This is a genomic window from Buttiauxella sp. A111, from assembly GCF_014189855.1.
Taxonomy (GTDB): Bacteria; Pseudomonadota; Gammaproteobacteria; order Enterobacterales; family Enterobacteriaceae; genus Buttiauxella; species Buttiauxella selenatireducens.
The window spans coordinates 913,626-938,387 of sequence record NZ_BJFN01000001.1 but is presented as its reverse complement, the minus strand read 5'-3'; the positions used below and the strand labels follow the sequence as shown (position 1 = coordinate 938,387).

20 protein-coding genes are annotated in these 24,762 nt (G+C 51.9%); 10 read left to right on the top strand and 10 right to left on the bottom strand.

The features are described 5' to 3' along the window. The first annotated feature begins 2 nt into the window (after window positions 1-2). Complete coding sequence (mglC, locus tag BSPA111_RS04180) at window positions 3-1,013, top strand: galactose/methyl galactoside ABC transporter permease MglC (RefSeq protein ID WP_183269922.1); 1,011 nt, start codon at window positions 3-5, stop codon at window positions 1,011-1,013. 156 nt (window positions 1,014-1,169) lie between these two features. On the opposite strand, the gene sanA is transcribed toward mglC, so the two are convergent. From sanA to ldtB, 5 genes are all read right to left on the bottom strand, one after another. Further along, window positions 1,170-1,889 carry an outer membrane permeability protein SanA gene (gene sanA / locus BSPA111_RS04175; RefSeq protein WP_183269921.1) on the bottom strand — a complete coding sequence of 240 codons (720 nt, stop codon included), beginning with the start codon at window positions 1,887-1,889 and terminating at the stop codon, window positions 1,170-1,172. Window positions 1,890-2,123: 234 nt separating this feature from the next. Further along, window positions 2,124-3,008, bottom strand: a complete 885-nt coding sequence (gene cdd, locus BSPA111_RS04170) for a cytidine deaminase (RefSeq protein ID WP_183269920.1) — start codon at window positions 3,006-3,008, stop codon at window positions 2,124-2,126. A gap of 143 nt (window positions 3,009-3,151) precedes the next feature. Beyond that, window positions 3,152-3,847 carry a CidB/LrgB family autolysis modulator gene (locus BSPA111_RS04165; RefSeq protein ID WP_183269919.1) on the bottom strand — a complete coding sequence of 232 codons (696 nt, stop codon included), beginning with the start codon at window positions 3,845-3,847 and terminating at the stop codon, window positions 3,152-3,154. After that, window positions 3,844-4,245 carry a CidA/LrgA family protein gene (locus BSPA111_RS04160; protein ID WP_183269918.1) on the bottom strand — a complete coding sequence of 134 codons (402 nt, stop codon included), beginning with the start codon at window positions 4,243-4,245 and terminating at the stop codon, window positions 3,844-3,846. The genes BSPA111_RS04165 and BSPA111_RS04160 overlap by 4 nt, the downstream gene beginning before the upstream one ends. Window positions 4,246-4,442: 197 nt before the next feature. Continuing rightward, the gene (gene ldtB / locus BSPA111_RS04155; RefSeq protein ID WP_183269917.1) at window positions 4,443-5,363 is read right to left on the bottom strand and encodes a L,D-transpeptidase; all 921 of its coding nucleotides are present in this window, start codon (window positions 5,361-5,363) and stop codon (window positions 4,443-4,445) included. Window positions 5,364-5,596: 233 nt separating this feature from the next. Between ldtB and BSPA111_RS04150 the strand changes: the two genes are divergently transcribed. After that, window positions 5,597-7,192: an ABC-F family ATPase gene (locus BSPA111_RS04150; RefSeq protein ID WP_183269916.1), complete on the top strand. Its 1,596-nt coding sequence runs from the start codon at window positions 5,597-5,599 to the stop codon at window positions 7,190-7,192. A 98-nt stretch (window positions 7,193-7,290) separates the two neighbouring features. Here the strand turns inward: BSPA111_RS04150 and BSPA111_RS04145 are convergent, their stop codons facing one another. After that, a complete protein-coding gene (locus tag BSPA111_RS04145) occupies window positions 7,291-9,654 on the bottom strand; it encodes a TIM-barrel domain-containing protein (RefSeq protein ID WP_183269915.1) in 2,364 nt (787 codons plus the stop codon). 17 nt (window positions 9,655-9,671) lie between these two features. After that, window positions 9,672-10,973: an MFS transporter gene (locus BSPA111_RS04140; RefSeq protein ID WP_183269914.1), complete on the bottom strand. Its 1,302-nt coding sequence runs from the start codon at window positions 10,971-10,973 to the stop codon at window positions 9,672-9,674. Window positions 10,974-11,269: 296 nt separating this feature from the next. Between BSPA111_RS04140 and BSPA111_RS04135 the strand changes: the two genes are divergently transcribed. Further along, window positions 11,270-12,343, top strand: a complete 1,074-nt coding sequence (locus tag BSPA111_RS04135; RefSeq protein ID WP_183269913.1) for a LacI family DNA-binding transcriptional regulator — start codon at window positions 11,270-11,272, stop codon at window positions 12,341-12,343. Here BSPA111_RS04135 and moeB read toward each other — a convergent pair. Beyond that, a complete protein-coding gene (gene moeB / locus BSPA111_RS04130; protein ID WP_183269912.1) occupies window positions 12,331-13,092 on the bottom strand; it encodes a molybdopterin-synthase adenylyltransferase MoeB in 762 nt (253 codons plus the stop codon). The genes BSPA111_RS04135 and moeB overlap by 13 nt on opposite strands. A 2-nt stretch (window positions 13,093-13,094) precedes the next feature. Beyond that, entirely contained in the window at window positions 13,095-14,327 is a 1,233-nt protein-coding gene (gene moeA, locus BSPA111_RS04125) for a molybdopterin molybdotransferase MoeA (RefSeq protein WP_183269911.1), read from the bottom strand. Between the two features lie 223 nt (window positions 14,328-14,550). On the opposite strand from moeA, the gene BSPA111_RS04120 reads away from it, so the two are divergent. The 5 genes from BSPA111_RS04120 (at window position 14,551) to gsiD (ending at window position 20,902) form a co-directional block, all read left to right on the top strand. Further along, a complete protein-coding gene (locus BSPA111_RS04120) occupies window positions 14,551-15,504 on the top strand; it encodes an isoaspartyl peptidase/L-asparaginase (protein WP_183269910.1) in 954 nt (317 codons plus the stop codon). Continuing rightward, window positions 15,504-17,357 carry a glutathione ABC transporter ATP-binding protein GsiA gene (gene gsiA, locus BSPA111_RS04115; protein ID WP_183269909.1) on the top strand — a complete coding sequence of 618 codons (1,854 nt, stop codon included), beginning with the start codon at window positions 15,504-15,506 and terminating at the stop codon, window positions 17,355-17,357. Before BSPA111_RS04120 ends, gsiA begins: the two co-directional genes overlap by 1 nt. Before the next feature lie 34 nt (window positions 17,358-17,391). Then, a complete protein-coding gene (gsiB, locus tag BSPA111_RS04110) occupies window positions 17,392-18,930 on the top strand; it encodes a glutathione ABC transporter substrate-binding protein GsiB (RefSeq protein WP_183269908.1) in 1,539 nt (512 codons plus the stop codon). A 137-nt stretch (window positions 18,931-19,067) separates the two neighbouring features. Continuing rightward, window positions 19,068-19,988 carry a glutathione ABC transporter permease GsiC gene (gene gsiC, locus BSPA111_RS04105; RefSeq protein ID WP_183269907.1) on the top strand — a complete coding sequence of 307 codons (921 nt, stop codon included), beginning with the start codon at window positions 19,068-19,070 and terminating at the stop codon, window positions 19,986-19,988. Window positions 19,989-19,990: 2 nt separating this feature from the next. Further along, window positions 19,991-20,902: a glutathione ABC transporter permease GsiD gene (gene gsiD, locus BSPA111_RS04100; RefSeq protein ID WP_183269906.1), complete on the top strand. Its 912-nt coding sequence runs from the start codon at window positions 19,991-19,993 to the stop codon at window positions 20,900-20,902. Window positions 20,903-21,615: 713 nt separating this feature from the next. Here the strand turns inward: gsiD and rimO are convergent. Then, entirely contained in the window at window positions 21,616-22,929 is a 1,314-nt protein-coding gene (rimO, locus tag BSPA111_RS04095; RefSeq protein WP_183269905.1) for a 30S ribosomal protein S12 methylthiotransferase RimO, read from the bottom strand. Window positions 22,930-23,139: 210 nt separating this feature from the next. Between rimO and BSPA111_RS04090 the strand changes: the two genes are divergently transcribed. Together BSPA111_RS04090 and BSPA111_RS04085 are read left to right on the top strand one after the other, a co-directional pair. Next, window positions 23,140-23,448, top strand: a complete 309-nt coding sequence (locus BSPA111_RS04090) for a hypothetical protein (protein ID WP_183269904.1) — start codon at window positions 23,140-23,142, stop codon at window positions 23,446-23,448. Between the two features lie 3 nt (window positions 23,449-23,451). Then, complete coding sequence (locus tag BSPA111_RS04085; protein WP_183269903.1) at window positions 23,452-24,660, top strand: serine hydrolase; 1,209 nt, start codon at window positions 23,452-23,454, stop codon at window positions 24,658-24,660. The last annotated feature ends 102 nt before the right edge of the window (window positions 24,661-24,762 follow it).

The following is a 24,762-nucleotide window of genomic DNA, read 5'->3' as shown; positions in this document are numbered from 1 at the left end:
AAATGAGTGCGTTAAATAAGAAAAGTTTTCTAACTTATCTGAAAGAAGGCGGCATTTATGTCGTATTGCTGGTGCTACTGGCGATTATTATTTTCCAGGATCCAACGTTTTTAAGCTTAATGAACTTAAGTAACATCCTGACTCAATCTTCGGTGCGTATCATTATTGCACTGGGTGTGGCAGGGCTGATTGTGACTCAGGGTACTGACCTTTCAGCAGGTCGTCAGGTTGGCCTGGCCGCGGTTGTTTCTGCGACCTTCTTGCAGTCGATGGAAAACGTGAACAAAGTTTTCCCTGACATGCAAACCATGCCAATTCCGTTGGTTATCCTGATCGTGTGTGCTATCGGCGCAATCATTGGTCTGGTTAACGGCATTATCATCGCATACCTGAACGTGACGCCGTTTATCACCACATTGGGTACGATGATCATCGTTTACGGTATCAACTCCCTGTACTACGACTTTGTTGGCGCATCGCCAATTGCGGGGTTCGATAGCGGGTTCTCGACCTTTACCCAGGGCTTTATCAAGATGGGTAACTTTAAGCTTTCGTACATTACGTTCTACGCGTTGATTGCGATTGGCTTTGTTTGGGTCCTGTGGAACAAAACGCGCTTTGGTAAGAACATCTTTGCCATCGGTGGTAACCCTGAAGCGGCTAAAGTTTCTGGTGTTAACGTCGCACTGAACTTGATCATGATTTATGCGCTGTCTGGTGTGTTCTACGCCTTCGGCGGGATGTTGGAAGCAGGACGTATCGGTTCTGCAACCAACAACCTTGGCTTCATGTACGAACTGGATGCGATTGCAGCGTGCGTAGTTGGCGGCGTGTCATTCAGCGGCGGTGTGGGTACGGTAGTGGGTGTGGTGACCGGTGTTATCATCTTCACCGTAATCAACTACGGCCTGACGTATATCGGCGTGAACCCTTACTGGCAGTACATTATTAAGGGTGCGATTATTATCTTCGCGGTGGCACTGGATTCACTGAAATACGCGCGTAAGAAGTAATACCCTTCATACTTCAAGTTGCATGTGCGTTGGCTGCACTCACTCACCCCAGTCACTTACTCAAGTAAGCTCCTGGGGATTCCTGAGTTTGCCGCCTGCCTGCAACTCGAATTATTTTGGGTATAGATTGATAGCCTTCCGATCTGGAAGGCTTTTTTATTTCTTCTCTTCTTTCTGCAATTCGAGCAATTGCTCGGGCGTCACTGCCGGATAAGCTTGCGCATCTTCCGGTACTTCATGCATTGCAGGGATCGGCACCAGAGGCCCAAGAAAACGCGGTTCACGCTTGAATATGTACAAATCCGCCAGTGCCCCTAAACGAGCGCCAAACTCGCGAACACGCACAGTCATCATATTTTTCGGTGAAGGAACGGCATAACACTGCGCCTGGATCCCCATATGCAGGGCGATAAACAGCGCACGTTCGCAATGGAAACGCTGAGTGATAATGATGAAATCGTTGGTATCAAAGACCTTGCGGGTACGAACGATGGAGTCCAGAGTTCGAAATCCGGCGTAATCCAGCACGATATCGGCCGGGTCAACACCACCGGCAATCAAATCTTTACGCATGGTCATGGGTTCGTTGTAACTCTGTAGCGCATTATCGCCACTTAACAGCAGGTAGTTCACTTTACCGCTGTTATAAGCATTTAACGCACCCTGGATACGATATTGATAGTACTGGTTAATCACACCCGTCCGGTAATACTTGGCGGTTCCGAGCACTACACCGACCTGGCGATACGGTAAATCTTGTAAATCGTCGTAGACATAAGGTGCGGTTTTCCAGCTTATCCAGCGGTCAAGACAAAGCGCAGCTACCACAGCCAATCCGATTATGACCAACAGGCTATAAAACACGCGCTTCAACATGGACTTGCGGCTCAATAAAGGGAGGGAATTTATTCCAAGGCTACTTTACCTGGTGGTGAAGAGCAAGAGTATACCCGTCGTCTTTCAAGCTGCATGTGCGTTGGCTGCGTTCAATCGCCCAAATCACTTACTCAAGTAAGCTCATTGGGACTCTTTCACTTGCCGCCTTCCTGCAACTCGAAATCCATTGGGTATACCAGCGTTGCGGGCGGTTTCGCGCCCGCAACGCACTTATTAATTTAGCAGTGTACGATCGAAATTCATGCAGCCCAGCGCTTTGAGCGTGGCAGCGGTGGCATCCCACTGTGTCAGTGGTGCTTCAGCTTTTTCAGCAAGGATGGCACGCTGAATATCGTTATAGTCGTAACCCGACAGACTTAACAGATTAAGCGCTGCTTGTAGTGGCGGCAGGGAGGGGTTGAATGCCGCATTTTCTGCATAGCTGCCTTTGAAAATCGTTCCGTCACGCATTTCCAGCGCAACACCTGATGGTGCATTGCTGTACGGCGCATGGCTACGGTTTGCTGCCGCAATGGCTGCCTGGCTCAATTCATCGCCTTGCGATGCAAAGCCATGATCCATTTCATCAAGTAACAGGGTTTTGATTTCTAAATCACGTGGGCCAAATGCATCAGGCAGATAATCGCCGAGGGTGGCAGGATTACGGCCTGGCAAATTAATGCGCAGTGTCACGCCGCTATTCAGTTCATTCATAAACTGGCGGCAGTGGCCACACGGCGTGTAGTTAACGGTAATGGCGGAAAGTGCTTTTTCACCGCGCATCCACGCGTGAGTAATTGCGCTCTGCTCGGCATGAACGGTCTGCTGCATGGTGGTGCCCGGAAACTCCATATTGCCACCAAAATAAAGATTACCGCTTACACCGCGAGCAACGGCGCCCACGTAGAACTTTGATAAATCAGCACGGGCACATGAAGCGGCGAGTGGCAATAATGCAAAAGCCAATGCATCGTCATCCAGCCCGGTCTGAGCTTTCAGTGATTCGACTTCTGAAGCACTAAACATTGCCGGGAAATGAGCATCAGTAAGCAAAGGTTGCAGTGCGGCTTGCAGTGAAGCCGGGAGTTGTGCGAGAGCTGCCTGAAAACGTGAGCGCATTGATCGAGCCTCATAACAAGTAATTGAGCTGTCTTTATTGATCGACAGTTTACGGGTCTGTATAGGCTTTATATGTGATCTTTATCTAATTACAAATGCAACATATGAAATAAAGAATGAAAATGCGCGATCTCTCGCAAGTTTTAACCTACAACCGACAAAATAACAGGGAACAGGAACGGGGCAATCAGTGACGTGATGATGCCGCAAATCACAAGTGCCAATGAGCTAAACGCACCTTCCTGGAAATCCACTTCCGCGCAACGAGCGGTGCCCAGGGCGTGGGAAGCAGCCCCCATCGCTAATCCTCGCGACGATTTAGTTGTAATACGCATCAGATTTAACAACGTATGACCAAACACGGCACCCAGAATACCGACGAAGATCACGCAAACCGCGCTAATTGCCGGAATACCGCCAATGCTGCCGCCGACGGCCATGGCAATTGGTGTTGTGACTGATTTAGGCAGGATTGATGCGGCAATTTGTGGGGTTGCGCCCATCAGCAGTGCCACAGAAGTACCGGTAATCATCGCCACTATGCTGCCAATAAAGCAGATAGTGATAATTGATTTCCAACGTGCGCGGATCTGATGAAGCTGTTCGTAAAGCGGGAAGGCGAGAGCAACAACCGCGGGTTGCAGCAAGTCATTCAATATTTTACTGCCTTCGAAATAATGTTCGTAAGGCGTACGGGTGAATACCAGGATTGGAATTATCACAATCATGGATATCAGAAGCGGATTCAGGATCGGCGATTTATAATGTACAGCGACCTGGCGGGCGAGGAAAAAAGTCACCAGTGTTAAGGGTAAAGACCACCAAATATGATGCATCATTTTTTATCACTCTCGCATTCACCCACTACTTTACGTTCGCCATGAATTAAATGGGAACACCAACTCACGACCACTAACACCACCAACGTACTGATTAAACATGACACGACCACAGGGCCAAATTGCTGCTTTATCACATCGACATATTGCATTACGCCTACGCCAATCGGCACAAACAACAGCGCCATATTACGAATCAATAACTGACAACCGGGCTTAACCCATTTGGCAGGGACGATTTGCAGTGATAGCAAAATAAACAGAATTAGCATGCCAATAATACTGCCGGGAATAGTAATAGGAAGCAGTGATGAAATAGCAATGCCTGCATATAAGCATATGTAAATTAAGATAAATGCCCGCAGGTACTGCCATATTGCGGTAAATGAGTTACGCATAGTGATTACCTTTTAGGAAACGCATTCATCATACAATTAAACTCAAAAATGTGCTACCGGTCACATCATGAATTATTAGCATACCAAACATTCCAGATTGGAACGTTCCAGAAAGCTTTGGGCAATATCACAGCACTGCATTTTACAGGTATAAAAAAAGCGGCCCGAGGGCCGCTTTTCAAAAGGATAATCTTCGCTTAGTTCAGGCGTACCGGCATACCGGAACGGCTCTGAATAGCTTGATCCAATACGGTGCTGTCAACGTCTGGCTGAGCAGTGATTGCTGTCACGTTGTTTTTCAGCGTGATCGGAACAATTTCACGAGAGTTAAACTGCGCTTCGGTCGTAGACAGTGGGTTATGCACTTCGATGTAGCGCGTACCATCTGGCTCAACGGTGGCTTTAACCGGTTCGTTGATGAACTGAACACGAGTACCGACCGGCACTTTTTCGAACAGGAACTTAATGTCTTCGTTACGCAGACGCACACAACCGTGGCTCACGCGCAGGCCGATACCAAAGTTCGCATTGGTGCCGTGAATCGCGTACAGACGACCAATATACAGCGCATACAGACCCATAGGGTTGTCTGGGCCTGCTGGAACAACGGCTGGCAGTGGCGTACCGGCAGCAACATATTCCGCATGCATTTTCGCCGTTGGCGTCCAGGTTGGGCCTGCTTTCTTACGTTCTACTTTTGTCGTCCAGTTCATTGGGGTGTCTTTACCCAACTGGCCGATACCGATTGGCAGCACGATAACCGTGTTGGTGCCAGCAGGGTAATAGTAGAGACGCATCTCAGCACTGTTGATGACAATACCTTCATGAACGGTGTCCGGCAGAATCAACTGCTGAGGAATGTTCAGGATAGTGCCCGCTTTTGGCAAGTACGGGTCAACCCCAGGGTTGGCTTCCAACATGTTGGAAAGGCCCATCTGGTAACGTGCGGCGAATTCTTCCAGCGGTGCGGTGCTACCTTCAGGAATGGTGACAACCTGGTTTTGACCAATCAAGCGGCTGCCATCAGTAGGCAGAGGATAGGTCACGGCAGAAGCTGTTTTGCTAAAAGACACGACAGCCACAAATGCCAGTAAAATAGTGCGTAGTTTCATATTCATGGTATGCGAAGTATTTATGGCCATGCAGGCTAGTTAGTGAAGAAACGGAGCGGTTTAGCCGCGCATTATATGTGCATTCGCTCGACCTGGGAAATCAGATGTGGATTAAATCACATTTTTTTCCGCGTTGATTATTTTGTGACCAATGCATAAGCAGAGCGATCTGCACGTTGAGTTATGGCATAATGTGCCCGATCTCACATCTTAAATAATTCTTTTACCAGGACATCTCTGTGCTAGTTTCCAGTAACGTCACAATGCAGTTCGGCAGTAAGCCGCTGTTTGAAAATATTTCTGTCAAATTTGGCGGCGGCAACCGTTACGGCTTGATCGGCGCCAACGGTAGCGGCAAGTCTACCTTTATGAAGATCCTCGGTGGCGATTTAGAGCCAACGCTTGGCAACGTATCGCTCGATCCGAACGAGCGCATCGGTAAACTGCGCCAGGATCAGTTCGCCTTTGAAAAATTCACCGTACTCGACACGGTGATCATGGGCCACGCAGAACTCTGGGAAGTGAAAGAAGAGCGCGACCGTATTTATGCGCTGCCAGAGATGAGCGAAGAAGATGGCTACAAAGTTGCTGATCTGGAAGTTCTGTACGGCGAAATGGATGGTTATACCGCTGAAGCACGTGCGGGCGAACTGCTCTTAGGCGTCGGCATTCCTGTAGAACAGCATTACGGCCCGATGAGCGAAGTTGCTCCAGGCTGGAAACTCCGCGTATTGCTGGCGCAGGCGCTGTTCTCAAACCCTGATATTCTGCTGCTCGATGAACCGACGAACAACCTGGACATCGACACCATCCGTTGGCTGGAAACTGTGCTCAACGAGCGCAACAGCACCATGATCATCATCTCGCACGACCGTCACTTCCTGAACATGGTTTGTACGCACATGGCGGATCTGGACTACGGTGAACTGCGCGTGTATCCGGGTAACTACGATGAATACATGACGGCTGCGACTCAGGCTCGTGAGCGTCTGTTGTCTGACAACGCGAAGAAAAAAGCGCAGATTGCTGACCTGCAATCCTTCGTTAGCCGCTTTAGCGCCAACGCATCGAAATCTCGCCAGGCAACTTCTCGTGCTCGTCAGATTGATAAAATCAAGCTTGATGAAGTGAAAGCTTCAAGCCGTCAGAACCCGTTCATTCGCTTCGAGCAAGACAAGAAACTGTTCCGTAATGCTCTGGAAGTTGAAGGGCTGGCGAAAGGTTTTGATGACGGCCCGCTGTTCAAAGGCGTCAACATGCTGCTGGAAGTGGGTGAAAAACTCGCTATCCTCGGGACGAACGGCGTGGGTAAATCTACCCTGCTTAAAACGTTGGTGGGCGAACATACTCCAGATGCTGGTACGGTGAAATGGTCTGAGAACGTACAGATCGGTTACTACGCGCAGGATCACGAGTACGAGTTTGAAAACAATCTGACCGTGTTCGACTGGATGAGCCAGTGGATGCAAGAAGGTGACGACGAGCAAGCGGTGCGCAGCATCCTGGGTCGTTTGCTGTTCAGCCAGGACGATATTAAAAAGCCTGCGAAGGTGCTGTCCGGTGGTGAAAAGGGCCGTATGTTGTTTGGTAAGTTAATGATGGAGCGTCCAAACGTTCTGGTCATGGATGAACCAACAAACCACCTGGATATGGAATCTATCGAGTCGCTGAACATGGCGCTGGAAATGTACCCTGGTACGTTGATCTTCGTTTCTCATGACCGTGAATTTGTGAGCTCGCTGGCTACGCGTGTGATTGAGATTACGCCTGAGCGCGTGATTGACTTTACCGGTGGGTATGAAGATTACCTGCGTAGTAAAGGCATTGACGGTTAAGTTTTAGAAAGCCCCTCACCCCGGCCCTCTCCCTCAAGGGAGAGGGAGAAAACCGTCGATCCCCTCTCCTGGGGGAGAGGGTGAGGGCAAAACATTGACTACAGCACGAAGCAATCCTGCTCTTTCCCATCAACGACCAAACGGCGTTTCTCCCCTGCAGGCAGCGTCAACTTCATCTCTTTCCAGGCCGGTAGATAATCACCTTTACGGCTAAACACCACCTGAATCTCATCCGCCGTGCAGCGAATTTCCCAGTTTAGCCACAGCGCATTGCCTTGCTGGTATCCCCATGATTCGCCGTCATCTTCAAACAGGCTACCGTGTGAAACGCCAGTTCCTTGCAGCGGATACACCTTCAGCTCGCGCACACTATCCGCTTTTGCATCCACATGCGTAATGCGAGCACTGTGCGGCAGGGCTGCACCTGCGCGTACCAGTAGCGGCAAGCGCTCCAGTGGCGCATCAACCACAATCGTCTGGCCGCCGCTATACCATTGGCCGGTGTAGTAGTCGTACCAACCCGCGCCGTTTTCAGGCAGCCACACTTCACGCTGACGTTGACCCTCTTCGACCACACTTGCGACCAGCAAATCGCGGCCCAGCATGAAGTCGTCGCACTCCTCGAACGTTTTTTCGTCGTGCTCATGGTCGAGGAAAGTGGAGCGCAGCATCGGTTCATCATCCGCATGCGCCTGCCACAACAGAGTGTAGAAATACGGCAGCAGGCGATAGCGCGTTTCAATCGCGCTGCGAATGGCGGGAGTCACACTTGCGTACATCCACGGTTCATTCACCGTCTGATCGTCGTTCCATGAATGGATAGTGAAACGCGGATGCATCACGCCGTTTTGTACCCAGCGCACAAACAGTTCGGCATCCGGTTTATCGCCAGAGAAACCGCCGACATCGTGCCCCACGTTATACAAACCAGATAAGCTCATGCCCACGCCCATGCGAGTGTTGTAGCGCAGAGTATTCCAGTTGGTACGGTTATCGCCGCTCCAGGTCTGCACATAACGCTGCATCCCGGCGCAACCGGAACGAGAAATCAGATACGGCCGTTTTTCTGGCGCAAAGGTCTGCTGGGCTTCGAGCGAGGCACGCATCATCAGCAGCGGCATCACCGGGCGGATATTTTTAATGGCAATCTCTTCGCCAAAACCGTGGCAGCGCGCTTCACCATCCCACACTTCAAACTCGTTATTGTCATTCCACGTTGAGCCGATGCCCATCTCCAGCAGCTGCGTGGTGACGCCATTTTTCCACCATTTCACCGTTTCAGGATTGGTGAAATCAAGATGCGATCCTTCATCATCCCAGAAGCTTGAACGCTCTGGACTGTCTTGCTCGGAATCCTTAATAAACAGCCCGTTTTCTGCCACTTCTGAATAGCGCGGATGATCCTGCAACAGGCACGGCTTGATATTTGCCGCAAGTTTGATCCCAGCATCAAGGAACGCCTGGCTCATCACCTTCGGCTGCGGCACTTTGTCGTAGTTCCAGTTAAACACGTAACGCTTGTTGTTAATCGACGTGTAACCCGATGACAGCTGGAACGAATCGCAAGGAATTGCATGTTCGTTGCACAGACGAATAAAACTCATCAGCTGGTTTTGCGCGTCCGGTGCATCGGTGTAATGCATGGTTGAACCGCTGTAACCGAGGCTCCATTTTGGGCCAAACAGCGTTTTACCGGTCAAACGCACAAACGCTTTGGTGACGTCTAAAACCTGAGGGCCGAGGAATAAGTAGTAATCGACGTCGCCAGATTCTGCCTGCCAGCGGCGATAGGGCTGGTGATAGTTGTCAATTTCGTTGCCTAAATCCAGCCAGCAGTTGCTCAGGTTGTCGTAAAACATCCCGAAACTCACGTCCGGACGGCGCGTAATGGTGAATGGAATATGCTTGTACAGCGGGTCAGTGGACTGCGCGTTGTAGCCCATCGCATCCAGGTTACGCATTTCATAGCGCTTACCGGTACGCTGAAGTGGGCCAGCTTTCTCGCCCAGGCCGTAATAGCGTTCATCTTTATATCGACGCTGATAATGCGCGACGCCGTCGCCATGGGCATTCAACAGATAAGCGCTGGTTGGGCGGTCACTTGCCAGCAATTGCCACTCAGAAGCCTCATTGAGATATTCCCACTCCAGCCACAGCGGCTGGTGGACAGTTACGCGCAGCTTATCGGTGCTGATGCGCAGGGTTTCATCAAGCTCTTCTACCGTGAAACCTGGCAGGGCGAAACCTTGCAGACTTTCACGGTCGCGGCCTTCCCATGGCACATCATTTTCTGGTGCGATACTCCAGGTGCGGTTTAACGCCAGTTTGTTTTCGCGTTTAATCAGCACGCGGAACATGCCTTGCTCCAGCACGAACACATTCAGGCGATGCTTCCCATCCACGCTTAACTCAACGTGGTTGGCATCAGATTTTAACAGTGTCCAATTTTTCAGGGTTTTCATCGTTCACAATCCATCTATCAGGCGCGCTTAGTGCGGCGTTCAGCAATAAAAGAAACCAGGAATACAGCGCCAATCAGGTCAAAGAAGCCCATGGCGATAAACAGGGGGTTGTAGCCAATTTTGTCGGCGGTTACACCAATCAACAGTGAGAACAAGAAGCTGGCTATCCAGGCTGCGGAACCACGCATACCGTTAACCGTCGCCATCTGGCCTTTGTCGAAGGAGTCCACAACCAGGGCGCTCAACATGCAGGAGATAATCTGGTGCCCGAAGCCACCAACAGAAATCAGCGCAATGGTGACATACGGGTCTTTGGTGATGGCAACCAGTGCCAGGGAAATCATCAGGAAAGCCCCCGTCACTGAACTTGCCACGATGGAGTTGGTACGTGAGCAGCCAAACCAGCGGGTATAAACCTTAGTCAGATAGCCACTAGCTACGCTGCCGAGATCAGCGGCGAGGAACGGCAGCCAGGCGAACATGGCAATTTGTTTGAGATCCATACCGCGTTCATTTGCCAGGTACAGCGGAACCCAGAAGCTCAGCACCGCCCAGGCCGGTTCGGCCATAAAAGCCGGAATAGCGATACCGTAGAAACGCTTGTTTTTACCGACGGTTTTCAGTGCAGTCAGGAAAGGCAGTTTCACCGCAGCAGGCTCGTTATCCTGTTTGATGAATTCCAATTCTTCTTTGCTGAGGTTCGGGTGTTGTTCCGGGTTGTGATAGAACACCCACCACAAAATGACCCATAACATGGCCAGCACACCGGTAAACATGAACGCGCCCTGCCAGCCGAAGGAGGCATGGGCGAAATAGACGATTGGCGGTGCGAGCATGGCACCAATCGAGAAGCCAACGCCAGCCCAGCCTGCGGCAATAGGGCGTTCTTTTTTCGGGAACCATTCGCCAATCGTTTTGGCGTTAGCGGGGGTTGCTGCGGCTTCCGCGCCACCCATAAAGAAGCGCAAAATAGCCAAATGCAGCCAGCTACCGGCTCCAGCGTGCATGATACACACCACCGCCCAAATCCCTGCGCAAATCAGGAAGCCCAGCTTGAGGCCAATCACATCAATCAGCCAGCCGCAAATTGGTTGGAAGAGGGTATAGGCAAGCTGGAATGAGGCGACAATCCATGAATATTGTTCAGTGGTAATACCCAGACTGGATTTAAGCTCCGGGGCCAAAATACCTAACGAGTTGCGGGTAATGTAGTTAACAGTAACGCCTAGTAAGAACAGCACCAGAACCCACCAACGCAGGTTACGGACGGTGCGTTTGGCCTTAACGGCAGTTGCACCTGGATTTATGCTTTGACTCATTTTGTTCTCCACCTGGATTCGCTATCTTTCGGAATAGTTGCTACTACCTTGTAGCTGGAATGTATTTATCTAATTGATTAATAATTATTTTTATAACGTACTGCCGTAGATGTGCAGGTTCAGATACGGCGATGGAAAGAGCGTAAAACAGTCAGAAAATGCCAGGTAGCGACTTTGGTGAAAAAATTTTCATATGTAAGCGAAAATCGTGCGTTCGATAACGAAAAGCTCAGCCATTAAGCCATACACTTTGGTATGAAAATTTTTTCATGGCCGAAATGGGCGCAGATCACAAAATGAGTAAAAAGCTAAAAATCGCCGAAATTGCTGCCGAAACAGGGCTTTCAATCAGCACGGTTTCACGTGTGCTGGCGGGAAAATCGAACACCAGCGAACACGCCCGGCAGCAGGTTCTGAATTGCGCCGGGCAAAAAGGGGTGCTTGAGGGCATGGCTGCCGGGCGCATGCTGCTTAATAGTTTGGTCGTTTTTGCTCCTCAACGCGCTTTTGATGAGCGGTCTGATGTCTTTTATTATCGTGTGATTCAGGGGCTGACCAAGGCGCTCTTACCCCATGAAGTTCGGCTGCGTTACTGTGCACTCGAAGAGAACGACAGTGACGCAAATATGTTCCTGAACAAAATGAATGAGGTGGAAACGGAAGCCGCGATCTTGCTGGGAATTGACGATCCCCATATTCACGATCTGGCGGTGGATCTCGGTAAACCTTGCGTGTTGATTAACTGTCGGGATCGCAAAATGCGCCTGCCAGGTGTTGCACCGGATCATCAGTTAATTGGCGACTTTGCCGCGAGTTATCTGTTTGAGCAGGGACATAAAGAGGTTGTTACCTTGCTGTGCTTGCGGCGTTACACCATGGAGTTGCGTCTTGCAGGGATACGCGATGCCTGGGACGCCAATAATCTGCAATTTGATGATTCGCGCCATCTGATTACCGCTCAAAGTTTTAGCGCCAAAGAGAGTGAAAAATTAATCAGCGATTTTCTGGCTGCAACTCCCCGTCATTTGTTGCCAACAGCGTTGCTGGTGGGAGGGGATTTTATGGCGGCTGGGGCGGTAAGTGCGCTGCAAAATGCAGGATTGCGTGTGCCGCATGATATTTCAGTCATGAGTATCGACGGCTTTAACCTGGCGGCGATCCACGATGTGCCGCTGACATCGGTGCATGTTCCACGTGACCAGTTGGGCGAAGAAGCGGTGCATATTCTCCAGCAACGCTTAATCCGCCCGGATGCACCCGTTGGGAATTTACTGCTAAACGGTACGCTGATGGTGCGTGATTCAGTGCGCCGCATTCGCCCAAACAAAAGCCATACGGCGGTCAGTAGCGTGGGGCTTTATGACGAGTGAGACCCGCATACTTCACATTGCGGATTGCGTGGCAGTTTCATCTCGCGGAACTGGCAGGTCATCGCATCGTACATCACGATTTTGCCCGCGGCAGGTGTGCCGTAATGTGCCAGCAGTTTGATGGCTTCCATCGCCTGCAATGAACCGATTACACCCACGAGCGGTGCCATGACGCCAGCCTCCACGCAGGTCAGCGCGTTTTCACCGAACAGACGGCTCAGGCAACGATAACAGGGTTCACCATCCTGATAAGTGAAGACGCTGATTTGCCCTTCCATACGAATTGCCGCACCCGAAACCAGCGGTTTTTTCATCGTAAAGCAGCACTGATTGAGCTGGTTGCGGATCGCCACGTTATCGGTGCAATCCATCACCAGATCGTGGCTGGAGATAAGCTCCAGCAGTTGCGCCTCATCAAGTAGCGCATTGATCGTTTCAATCTGAATATGCGGATTGATCGCCGCCAACGCAGCTTTAGCTGAATCCACTTTCGGCTGCCCAACAGTGGCGTCATGGTGAAGTGTCTGGCGCTGCAAATTGGACAGCGCCACGGTATCAAAATCTAACAACGTAAGATGCCCGACACCCGCCGCAGCCAGATACGGCGCGGCTCCACAACCGAGACCGCCGAGCCCAACAATCAAAACACGCGCTGCCTTCAACGCTTCCTGGCCGTCAAAATCAAAACCGCGCAAAATAATCTGCCGGTTGTAGCGCAGCATTTCCTGATCGCTAAGTTCAGCGTGCATGGTTAGCCCCCAAACAGATGATTGAATGGCTCAACGTCGACCCAGTCGCCCGCATCAACGTTACCGCGTTCGCGCTCCAGGACGATAAAACAGTTGGCCTGGCTAAATGAGCTGAAAATATGTGAACCCTGATGACCGGTGCTCAACACTTCTAATTGCCCATCAGCGCCAGTACGCATAATCCCACGCTGGAAGTCGAGGCGGCCCGGGGATTTTTTCAGTCTGCCAACCGTACGCGCACGCTGGCGTGGCGGCAGGGCATTATCTTGCTGGCCGCTTAATTTCGCTAATAACGGCTGAACCAGTTGATAGAAAGTCAGTGCCGCAGAAACCGGATTGCCCGGCAGGCCGCAGAACCAGCTATTGTTCAGACGTCCAAAAGCAAAGGGTTTACCCGGTTTGATTGCCAGTTTCCAGAAACCGACTTCTCCGAGTTCTTCCAGCAATTGTTTGGTGTAATCAGCCTCGCCAACGGAAACGCCGCCGCTGCTGATCACCACATCGGCCTGACTGTCTGCCTCAACAAACGCAGCACGTAGGGTTTCAGGATCATCACGAATAATACCTAAGTCGATGACCTCACAGCCCAACTGCTCGAGCATGATATGCACCGCCAGACGGTTGGTATCGTAAATTTGCCCTTCGCCAAGTGGGGTGCCCGGCAGTTGCAATTCATCACCCGTCGAAAATACCGCAGCGCGGACTTTGCGTAACACGGCGACGTCGGCGATGCCCAGTGAGGCAATCAGCGGCAACTCAGCGGCGGTGAGTTTTTTCCCGGCAGGTAACACGCTGGCACCCTGACGAATATCTTCCCCACGCAGACGAACGTTTTGCCCGTTTTTTACTGCTTCGTTAAAGCGTACGCCGCTTTCGGTGACGGTGGTTTCTTCCTGCATAACCACGGCATCAGTGCCTGCGGGTACAGGCGCGCCTGTCATGATGCGAATACAGGTGCCTTCGGGCCAAACCCCTGCGAAGGGTTGTCCGGCAAACGCTTTTCCCGCCACTGACAGAGCCACGCCCAGTGCTAAATCTTTCAGGCGAACCGCGTAACCATCCATTGCTGAATTATCAAAACCCGGGACATCGATCGGCGACGTGACAGGGTGCGACGTAATGCGCCCAGCAGCCTTCAGCAAAGGGATAGATTCAGATTCGGTGACAGGAACAATACGCGACAGCATCTGTTCCATTGCGGTTTCAAGCGGGATAAGTCCGGCGGTAAATTCCATGAAAAGCTCCAGCGGCGCGGGGAAAAAATATGTCGGACATTATGTCAGAGAAAAGTGCATCACAGAACGCTTCAATAGGGGTATTCAACTGCACCAATTTCCTTTACATCACATTTACATCTTTCTATATTCGAAAATCGTATCAACTGGGTTTAACTATTCTGATATTTATAGAGAAAGTGAAAACCGGAATTCCCTAACTCTCTGACAGGGCTACGTCGACATGCATAAAGCAGTAATCGCTATTCACGGTGGTGCGGGCGCTATCACTCGTGCGCAGCTCAGCCCCGAAAAAGAACGGCTTTATATTAACGCCCTATCGGAAATCGTCGAGGCAGGCCAGGCGTTGCTTGAAACCGGTGGTAGCGCACTGGATGCGGTGACCGAAGCGGTGCGCATGCTCGAAGAATGCCCCTTGTTTAATGCCGGGATCGGCGCAGTGTTTACCCATGATGGCACCCACGAACTGGATGCTTGCGTGATGGACGGTAACACCCTGGAAGCGGGTGCAGTGGCGGGCGTTAGCCATATTCGTAATCCTATTCTTGCCGCCAGACTCGTTCTGGAACGCAGTCCACATGTGCTGTTAATCGGCCGTGGAGCAGAGAATTTTGCCCAGCAACAAGGGCTTGAACCGGTCTCACCCGATATTTTCTTCACTCAGGCGCGCTGGGATCAATTACAGCGAGCCCTGGCAAATGACCAAACCGTGCTTGATCACGATGGCGATGACCCCATCAATCCGGATACCAAATTTGGCACTGTCGGTGCCGTCGCGCTCGATCAATATGGCAATCTGGCGGCGGCAACGTCCACGGGCGGCATGACCAATAAAATGGCAGGACGGGTCGGTGATTCCCCTATTATTGGCGCCGGTTGTTACGCCAATAACGCAAACGTAGCGGTTTCTTGCACCGGTACGGGTGAAGTGTTTATGAGAACGCTCGCGGCATATGATATTGCGGCGTTGATGGAGTATGGCGGGCTGAGTCTGCAACAGGCCACGGAACGCGTGGTCATGGAAAAACTTCCGGTGCTGCAAGGCAGCGGAGGGGTCATTGCTATCGATTGCGAAGGCAATGTGGCCTTGCCTTTTAACAGCGAAGGGATGTACCGCGGCTACGGTTATGTCGGGGATGCCCCAAACGTCGGAATTTATAACAGCCAGGAGCATTAATGCCCCACAGTCATGAACTGCCCGGCGACGAGGTGCTGTCTGTTAGCGCTCTCAATGTTCTCTTTCGCCAGGAAAAAGTTGATACCCGCGCGGTGTCCGACCTGTCTTTTTCGCTAAAACGCGGCGAGACACTGGCGATTGTCGGGGAGTCGGGGTCCGGGAAATCGGTCACTGCGCTGGCTTTAATGCGCTTGTTGGATAAGAACGCGAGCGTTGTTGACTGTGAGAAAATTTTGCTGCGCCGCCGCAACGGCCAGGTCATTGAACCCGCCACGCTGAGCTCATCGCAAATGCGCCATGTGCGTGGTGCGGATATCGCCATGATTTTCCAGGAGCCGATGACGTCGCTCAATCCGGTGTTTCCGGTGGGCGAACAAATTGCCGAATCTATTCGATTACATCAAGGGCTGGATAAACAGGCGGCGATGGAGGAAGCGCGTCGCATGCTTGATCGCGTGCGTATTCCAGAAGCGAAGGCCATTTTGGGACGTTATCCGCACCAGCTTTCTGGTGGCATGCGCCAACGTGTGATGATTGCTATGGCGCTCTCGTGTCGCCCGGCAGTGTTGATTGCCGATGAACCTACCACCGCGCTGGACGTGACGATTCAGGCGCAAATCCTCCAGCTTATCCGCGTGTTGCAAGATGAAATGCAAATGGGCGTGATTTTTATCACCCATGATATGGGCGTGGTGGCAGATATTGCCGACCGGGTGCTGGTGATGTATCGCGGCGAGGCGGTCGAAACCGGTCGCGTTGAACAGATATTTAACGCACCTGTTCATCCTTACACCAAAACGTTATTGGCTGCGGTACCGCGCCTTGGGTCGATGAATGGCCGTGACTTACCGCGCAAATTTCCCCTGGTGGACCCAAAGCATCCTGACCAACCTGAAGCCGAAACCGAACAAGATACGGTTGCTCCAGGTGCGGTGCCGGTGCTGCAAGTGCGTGACCTGGTGACGCGCTTTGATATTCGCAGCGGTATTTTTAACCGGGTCACCCGTCGGGTACACGCGGTTGAAAACGTGAGTTTTGATTTATGGCCCGGTGAAACGCTGGGGCTGGTGGGGGAGTCAGGAAGTGGCAAATCCACCACCGGGCGTGCGCTGTTGCGGTTGGTTGAAACGCAGGGTGGCAGCATTCATTTCAACGGCCAGCGTATCGACACGCTGTCAAATGCCGATATGCAGCACGTCCGCAAGGACATCCAGTTTATTTTCCAGGACCCGTATGCCTCGCTCGACCCGCGTTTGACCGTCGGTTTTTCGATTATGGAGCCGCTGCTGGTGCATAACGTGATGTCCAAAGAACAGGCGCAACAACGGGTGGGCTGGTTACTGGAGCGAGTCGGTCTGCTGCCTGAACATGCGTGGCGTTATCCACATGAGTTTTCTGGTGGGCAGCGGCAGCGAATTTGTATTGCTCGTGCGCTGGCGCTCAATCCAAAAGTGGTGATTGCCGATGAATCTGTTTCCGCATTGGATGTCTCGATCCGCGCGCAAATCATCAACTTACTGCTCGATCTCCAGCGCGAATTTGGCATCGCCTTTTTGTTTATTTCTCATGATATGGCGGTCGTTGAGCGTATTTGTCACCGCGTGGCGGTGATGTACCTCGGGCAAATTGTTGAAATCGGCCCCCGTCGCGCAGTGTTTGAAAACCCGCAACACCCGTATACCCGGAAATTAATGGCGGCTGTGCCGGTTGCTGATCCTGAGCATCGTCGGCCAAAACCCGTTTTGCTTTCTGATGACATCCCCAGTACCACGCATAAATTGGGGTATGAACCACACGTTACAACGCTTGTGAATGTCGGACCCGGGCACTTTGTGGCCCGGGCACAAAGATAATCATATTTTGGCCAAGGATAATCAGGAGAACATCATGACAGCAATAAAAAGTAAAAAGTGGCTGTTGGCGGCGGGTCTTGCCACCAGCGTCATTGCCTCACCGGCATTTGCCGCTAAAGATGTCGTCGTCGCTGTAGCATCCAATTTCACGACTCTTGACCCGTATGATGCCAACGACACGCTTTCGCAAGCGGTGGCAAAGTCGTTTTATCAGGGGCTGTTTGGCCTCGATAAAGAGATGAAACTGCAAAACGTGCTGGCAGAAAGTTACACCGTTTCTGACGATGGCTTGGTCTACACCATCAAACTGCACCCGGGTGTGAAATTCCAGGATGGCACTGATTTCAACGCCGAGGCAGTAAAAGTCAACTTAGACCGCGCCAGCAATCCAGAAAACCACCTCAAACGCTACAACCTGTATAAAGCGATAGCGAAGACCGAGGCCGTTGATGCCAACACGGTGAAAATTACTCTCAAGCAGCCATTCTCTGCGTTTATCAATATTCTTGCCCATCCAGCAACGGCGATGATTTCGCCAGCGGCGCTGAAAAAATACGGTAAAGAGATTGGCTTCCACCCGGTCGGCACTGGCCCATATCAGCTAGACACCTGGAATCAAACCGACTTTGTGAAGGTGAAGAAATTCGACGGTTACTGGAAACAGGGGCTGCCTAAGCTGGATACCATCACCTGGCGTCCGGTAGTGGATAACAACACCCGTGCGGCAATGCTACAAACCGGTGAAGCGCAGTTTGCGTTCCCCATCCCTTACGAGCAGGCCAGCGTGCTGGAGAAAAACGACAAGCTGGAGCTGGTGGCATCGCCTTCCATCATGCAGCGCTACCTCAGCATGAACGTCACGCAAAAGCCGTTTGATAATCCGAAAGTCCGCGAGGCTATCAATTACGCCATCAACCGCCAGGCGTTGGTGAAAGTCGCATTCGCCGGTTACGCGACGCCAGCAGAAGGGGTTGTGCCACCGTCTATCGACTTCGCGCAAAAGTACAAACCATGGCCCTATGACCCGGCAAAAGCGCGTGAGCTGTTAAAAGAAGCGGGCTATCCGAATGGATTCGAAACCACGTTGTGGTCATCGCATAACCACAGTACCGCGCAGAAAGTCTTGCAGTTTACCCAGCAGCAACTGGCGCAGGTAGGCATCAAAGTGAAAGTGACGGCGATGGATGCCGGGCAACGCGCCGCTGAAGTAGAAGGTAAAGGGCAAAAAGAGAGTGGCGTGAGAATGTTCTACACCGGCTGGTCGGCGTCGACGGGTGAAGCGGATTGGGCTTTATCGCCGCTGTTTGCTTCAGCTAACTGGCCACCAACGCTGTTTAACACCGCTTTCTACAGCAATCCTCAGGTTGATAAAGATCTGGTTGAAGCGCTGAAAACCACTAACCGTGATGAAAAAGCGAAACTGTACAAAGACGCGCAGGACACCATCTGGAAAGAATCCCCTTGGGTGCCGTTGGTGGTTGAAAAACTGGTATCCGCGCACAGCAAAAGCCTCAGCGGTTTTTATGTGATGCCTGATGCCGGATTTAGTTTTGATGATGCGGATTTGAAGTAAGGTGGCGGTTTTTGCCCTCACCCCAGCCCTCACCCTAACCCTCTCCCCCATGAGAGGGGACTGTCCGGTTTTCACCTTCACGGCAGAGGGCGGTTTTCTCCTTCTCCTGGGGGAGAAGGCCGGGATGAGGGCCTGCCATGTTTAACTACTTCCTCAAACGCCTGTTAGGCCTGATTCCCACACTGCTGATCGTCGCCGTGCTGGTATTCCTGTTCGTCCATATGCTACCGGGCGACCCGGCGCGTTTGATTGCCGGGCCGGACGCAGACGCCACGGTCATTGATATGGTGCGAAAACAGCTGGGGCTTGACTTGCCGCTGTGGCAGCAGTTTTTGCACTACATCTGCAACATTGTGCAGGGTGATTTTGGTACCTCGATGGTGTCGCGTCGTCCGGTATCTGAAGAGATAGCCAGCCGCTTCATGCCCACATTTTGGCTGACGCTGACCAGCATGAGCTGGGCGATGGTTTTTGGCCTGTTCACCGGCATTATTTCCGCAGTCTGGCGCAACCGTTGGCCGGACAGAGTGAGCATGACCATTGCGGTTTCCGGCATTTCTTTCCCGGCGTTCGCGCTGGGCATGTTGCTGATGCAGGTGTTTTCCGTGGAATTGGGCTGGCTGCCGACGGTGGGGGCGGATAGCTGGCAGCATTACATTCTGCCATCAGTCACACTGGGCGCGGCGGTCGCGGCAGTGATGGCGCGTTTTACTCGCGCCTCGTTTGTCGATGTGCTGCAAGAAGATTACATGCGTACCGCACGTGCAAAAGGGGTGAGCGAAACACTGATAGTGATCAAACACGGGTTGCGTAACGCGATGATCCCGGTGATCACCATGATGGGCTTGCAGTTCGGATTTTTACTCGGTGGCTCCATCATTGTTGAAAAGGTCTTCAACTGGCCAGGGCTTGGGCGCCTGCTGGTGGATTCGGTCGAGATGCGTGACTACCCGGTGATTCAGGCGGAAGTGTTACTGTTCTCGCTCGAATTTATTGTTATCAACTTAGTGGTGGATTTGCTCTACGCTGCCATTAACCCGGCTATCAGGTACAAGTAAGGATGCGACTCTTTAACTGGCGACGCCAGGCAGTACTGAATGCGATGCCGATGGTTCGGCCAAATCAGGTGCGCACCCCATGGCACGAATTTTTGCGTCGCTTACGCAAACAGCCGGTGGCGATGTTCGCAGGGACATTTGTGCTTTTCCTGATTGCCATCGCACTGATTGCACCGTGGATTTCGCCATTTGATGCGGAAAACTATTTTGATTACGACCGGCTCAATGATGGTCCGTCGATGCTGCACTGGTTTGGTGTGGATTCGTTAGGGCGTGATATTTTCAGCCGCGTGTTAGTGGGCGCGAAAATTTCGCTGGCGGCAGGGGTGTTCTCGGTACTTATTGGCGCGTTAATTGGCACCTTTTTCGGTTTGCTGGCCGGATACTTTGAAGGCTGGTGGGACCGCATAATTATGCGTATTTGCGATGTGTTGTTCGCCTTTCCGGGAATTTTGCTGGCGATTGCCGTAGTTGCGGTGATGGGCAGTGGGATGTCGAACGTGATTATCGCGGTCGCCATTTTTAGTATTCCCGCGTTTGCCCGGCTGGTGCGCGGTAACACGCTGGTGCTAAAACACCAAACCTTTATCGAATCGGCCCGCAGTATTGGTGCATCAGATGCGACAATTATCTTCCGTCATATTCTGCCGGGGACGGTTTCATCGATAGTGGTCTATTTCACCATGCGCATCGGCACGTCGATTATTTCGGCCGCCAGCCTGTCGTTTTTGGGGCTAGGCGCACAACCGCCAACGCCGGAGTGGGGCGCGATGCTCAACGAAGCCCGAGCGGACATGGTAATTGCACCCCATGTGGCCATTTTCCCAAGTCTGGCGATTTTCCTGACGGTGCTGGCGTTTAATTTACTGGGGGATGGGCTGCGGGATGCGTTGGATCCGAAGATAAAGGGGTAATTGGAGTTCTTCTTCTCCAGGGGCTGATTCTGGTCATATCTTTAAGTTCAGGTGCTGATGGTACTTTGTCAGTGCCGGAAAGGTTCCGTTCACCAGGCGTTATGTGATTTATGCAGCCACCGAACCGGTGAACGTCATAGGGGAGCCGCCGTCGCTCCCCTATGGACCCCGACTCCCGGCAAATAAATCGCCGCTGCGCGGTAAACACCGTTTTTTACCCAACATTCGCGGTCGTTCGCGATTCGCTCCCGGCGATCGCTCTCTTTCGCCGCTCCCGGCGGCTCAACCACGACTGAAGGGCAAAAAACGGCGCGATTTAAGCCGGAACCAACGTCAACGTCAAAACCTAAGGTCAAATGCCAAACCGCTTTTGACCTTGTCCCCGGTATAAATTGCCCCAGTGTTCCCCATAAGTCAGGGTGGCGTGGTCGGGAACCACGCCAGTGAGCGATCGCCGGGAGCGAATCGCGAACGACCCTGAACGTTGGGGATAAGCTGGGGTTTACCGCGAAGCGGCAATTTAAAACCGGGCGCCGAGGTTGCCAGGAGGGTGGCGTAACCCTCCTGGCACGTTCACCGTTAGCAACGGTTACAGGGATAACCAGTTGCACGGGGGAACGGAAAATAGCGGAATGACAGATCTCGCCTTGGCAGATTGACAAAGCGAGGTCTCTCTAAGAGACAGTAGGAGAGTGTGGATGAAAAGTGAAAACTTAAACCACCGTTCCCCACAAATCATATTCGTCTGCGTTCTCAACTTTCACACGCACCACATCACCCGGTTTCAGCTTGGTTTCGCCATTCAGGTAAACCGCGCCGTCGATTTCTGGAGCATCAGCCATGCTGCGGCCAATCGCGCCTTCTTCATCAACTTCATCAACGATCACCAGAATTTCGCGGCCCACTTTCTCTTGCAGACGTTCAGCAGAAATTTGCTGTTGCAGCTGCATGAAACGGTTCCAGCGTTCTTCTTTCACCTCTTCCGGTACAGGATCTGCCAGTTCGTTGGCGGTCGCACCTTCAACCGGGCTGAACTTAAAGCAGCCAACGCGATCCAGGCGCGCTTCTTTGAGGAAATCGAGCAGCATCTGGAAATCTTCTTCAGTTTCGCCAGGGAAACCGACAATGAAGGTTGAACGCAGCGTCAGATCCGGGCAAATTTCACGCCATTGCTTAATGCGTTGCAACTGACGGTCAACACTGCCAGGGCGCTTCATCAGCTTCAGAATACGCGGGCTGGCGTGCTGCAAAGGAATATCCAGATAAGGCAGGATCTTACCTTCGGCCATCAATGGGATCACATCATCAACGTGCGGGTACGGGTAAACGTAGTGCAGACGAGTCCAGACGCCGAGTTTTGCCAGTTGTTCACACAGGCTCACCATGCTGGTTTTAACCGGCTCACCGTTGTAGAAACCGGTGCGATGCTTAACATCCACGCCGTATGCCGAGGTATCCTGAGAGATAACCAGCAGCTCTTTAACACCCGCATCAACCAGGCGTTTTGCTTCAGACAGCACATCACCAATCGGGCGGCTATCGAGATCGCCACGCATTGAAGGAATGATGCAGAACGTACAACGGTGGTTGCAGCCTTCAGAAATTTTCAGATACGCATAGTGACGCGGGGTCAGCTTCACGCCTTGTTCTGGCACGAGGCTCAGGAACGGGTTGTGTTTTGGTTTTGGCACATAGTGGTGAACGTGCTGCAAAACTTGCTCGTAGCTATGTGGGCCAGTGATTTCCAGAACTTTAGGGTGTACTTCGCGGATTTGATCTTCTTTGGCCCCTAAACAGCCGGTCACAATCACTTTGCCATTTTCGTTCAGCGCTTCGCCGATCGCTTCGAGCGACTCTTGTACGGCGCTGTCGATAAAGCCACAGGTGTTAACGATAACCATATCGGCATCATCATAGCTAGGCACTACATCGTAACCTTCGGTGCGCAGCTCAGTCAGGATCCGTTCAGAATCAACGAGGTTTTTTGGGCAGCCGAGGGAGACAAAGCCAATACGGGGTTGTTGCATACAGGTCACGCTCACAAAGTAAACAGAAAATAAAAACCGGGCGATTCTACACGTGTTTGGCGTGAGGCTCTACTGGTTGTTTTTCCCGGAGCACAAGTTGAATTTTCGGAATCATTGAAGTGCCTTAGCTTTTGCTTACCAGGGAAGCAGGCTCTATTATCTTTGCGCTTCACATCATCGTAACGTCCCGCTCAAAGAGAGAACCGCATTATGCGCAAGATTTTAGCCCTTTCCGGGATGCTGACGGGTGCCTTGTTGGTATCAGCCTGTAATGTCATCCCTACACCGCTCAACACGCCACCGGCCTCTGCATTAAAGTTTGTTTGCGGCAGCAGCGATAAACTGGCGTTAGAGGGCGATTATGCCTGGCTCAACGGCAATCGCTACTCCTACCAAAATATGACCGGTGGTCAGGCATTTTACCGCTATCACAGCAGCAACTTCGGCCTGAAGAAAGTCGGTGAAAATCGCACGTTGATGATGGGTCTGGATGCCAGGCCTTGTGTTGCGGTGAAATAGTTGATGAATACGCCCCGTCGCCTGAGTGCGCCACTGCTCGGTTTTATGCTGGCGGGGTGCGGCACGTTGTCTAACGTGGCACCTGTTGCTGAGGTGCCGCAAAAAGCACAGCGTGTGTGTGGTTTTCCTGCGAGCCACGACATTAACCATTGGTTGCCCACGTTGGTTGAACAGCAATCGCCCGGAATGGTTGTTGGGGTCATTGACGCAAATAACCAACGCCATTACTGGCAATTTGGTGTCACCGATACGACGCACAAACATCCCGTCAATGAACAGACGCTATTTGCTGTCGGTTCACTGAGTAAAGGTATGACCGCCGAAGCGACAGCGGTATTAGTGGCGCAGGGGCGGTTGCATTGGTCTGATACGCTTGAAACTTTAATGCCGCCGTCGGTGCCGTTAAGTGCCGATGCAAAGAAAATCACGCTTCTGCAACTGGTCACCCATACCTCCGGTTTGCCCCGGCAGAATATGGATTTACCCATGTTGACCGCTTTTATTCGTTATCTGGGGAATGGCGAGAATTTTTACTCGCATCTCGACAGTGACGAAGTGGTGGCCGATCTGGCTGATTTTTCAAAGCCAGGCAGCACCGAACCCCATTATTCGAACCTGGGTTATGCGGTGCTGGATTATGTTTTGCGTTATCAAACCGGGCAGCGTGCCGACCAACTGGTGCAAACGCTTATCTTCGATCCGTTAAACATGCACAACAGCAGTTTTACGCCGCAAAAACTCAAAAGTTACCCGTTGCGTGCCATTGGCCATGCGGGCAGCCAGCCAAAGTTTATTCCGCGTGGGCAAGTGGTGCCTGACTGGCAGTTCTCCGGCAACATGCTCGGGGCGGGTGGTTTGTATACCGACACGGCCGATTTGCTCACTTTTGCCGCCGCGCATCTTGAAGACACCGGCAATGCCACGCTGGATAACGCTATCCACGAAACGATGCAAATCTATTACCCGCGTGACAAAGAGGCCGCCAATATTGCCTGGGTGACGGATACGTATGGCGAGCAAACCATCACTTTCCAGGTCGGCTACATTGGCGGCTACTCCAGTTACATTGGTATTGATCGGAAGAATCATTTCGCCGTCGTTGTTTTGCAAAATAGTTTCACCTGGCAAAACAACCTTGGACACAGTGTGTTACGTCAAATGTTCGAGGAACAGCATCAAACCGCGATGTGCCGCGCGCCAGTTTCAATCTAACGCTTTGTTATTTTTGTGAATTTTAGTGATTGTAAAACTTGTTGCGGAAGATCAAAAAACACGGTGAAAAAGCCCGTCTAGCCTATTATTTATCCATACTAT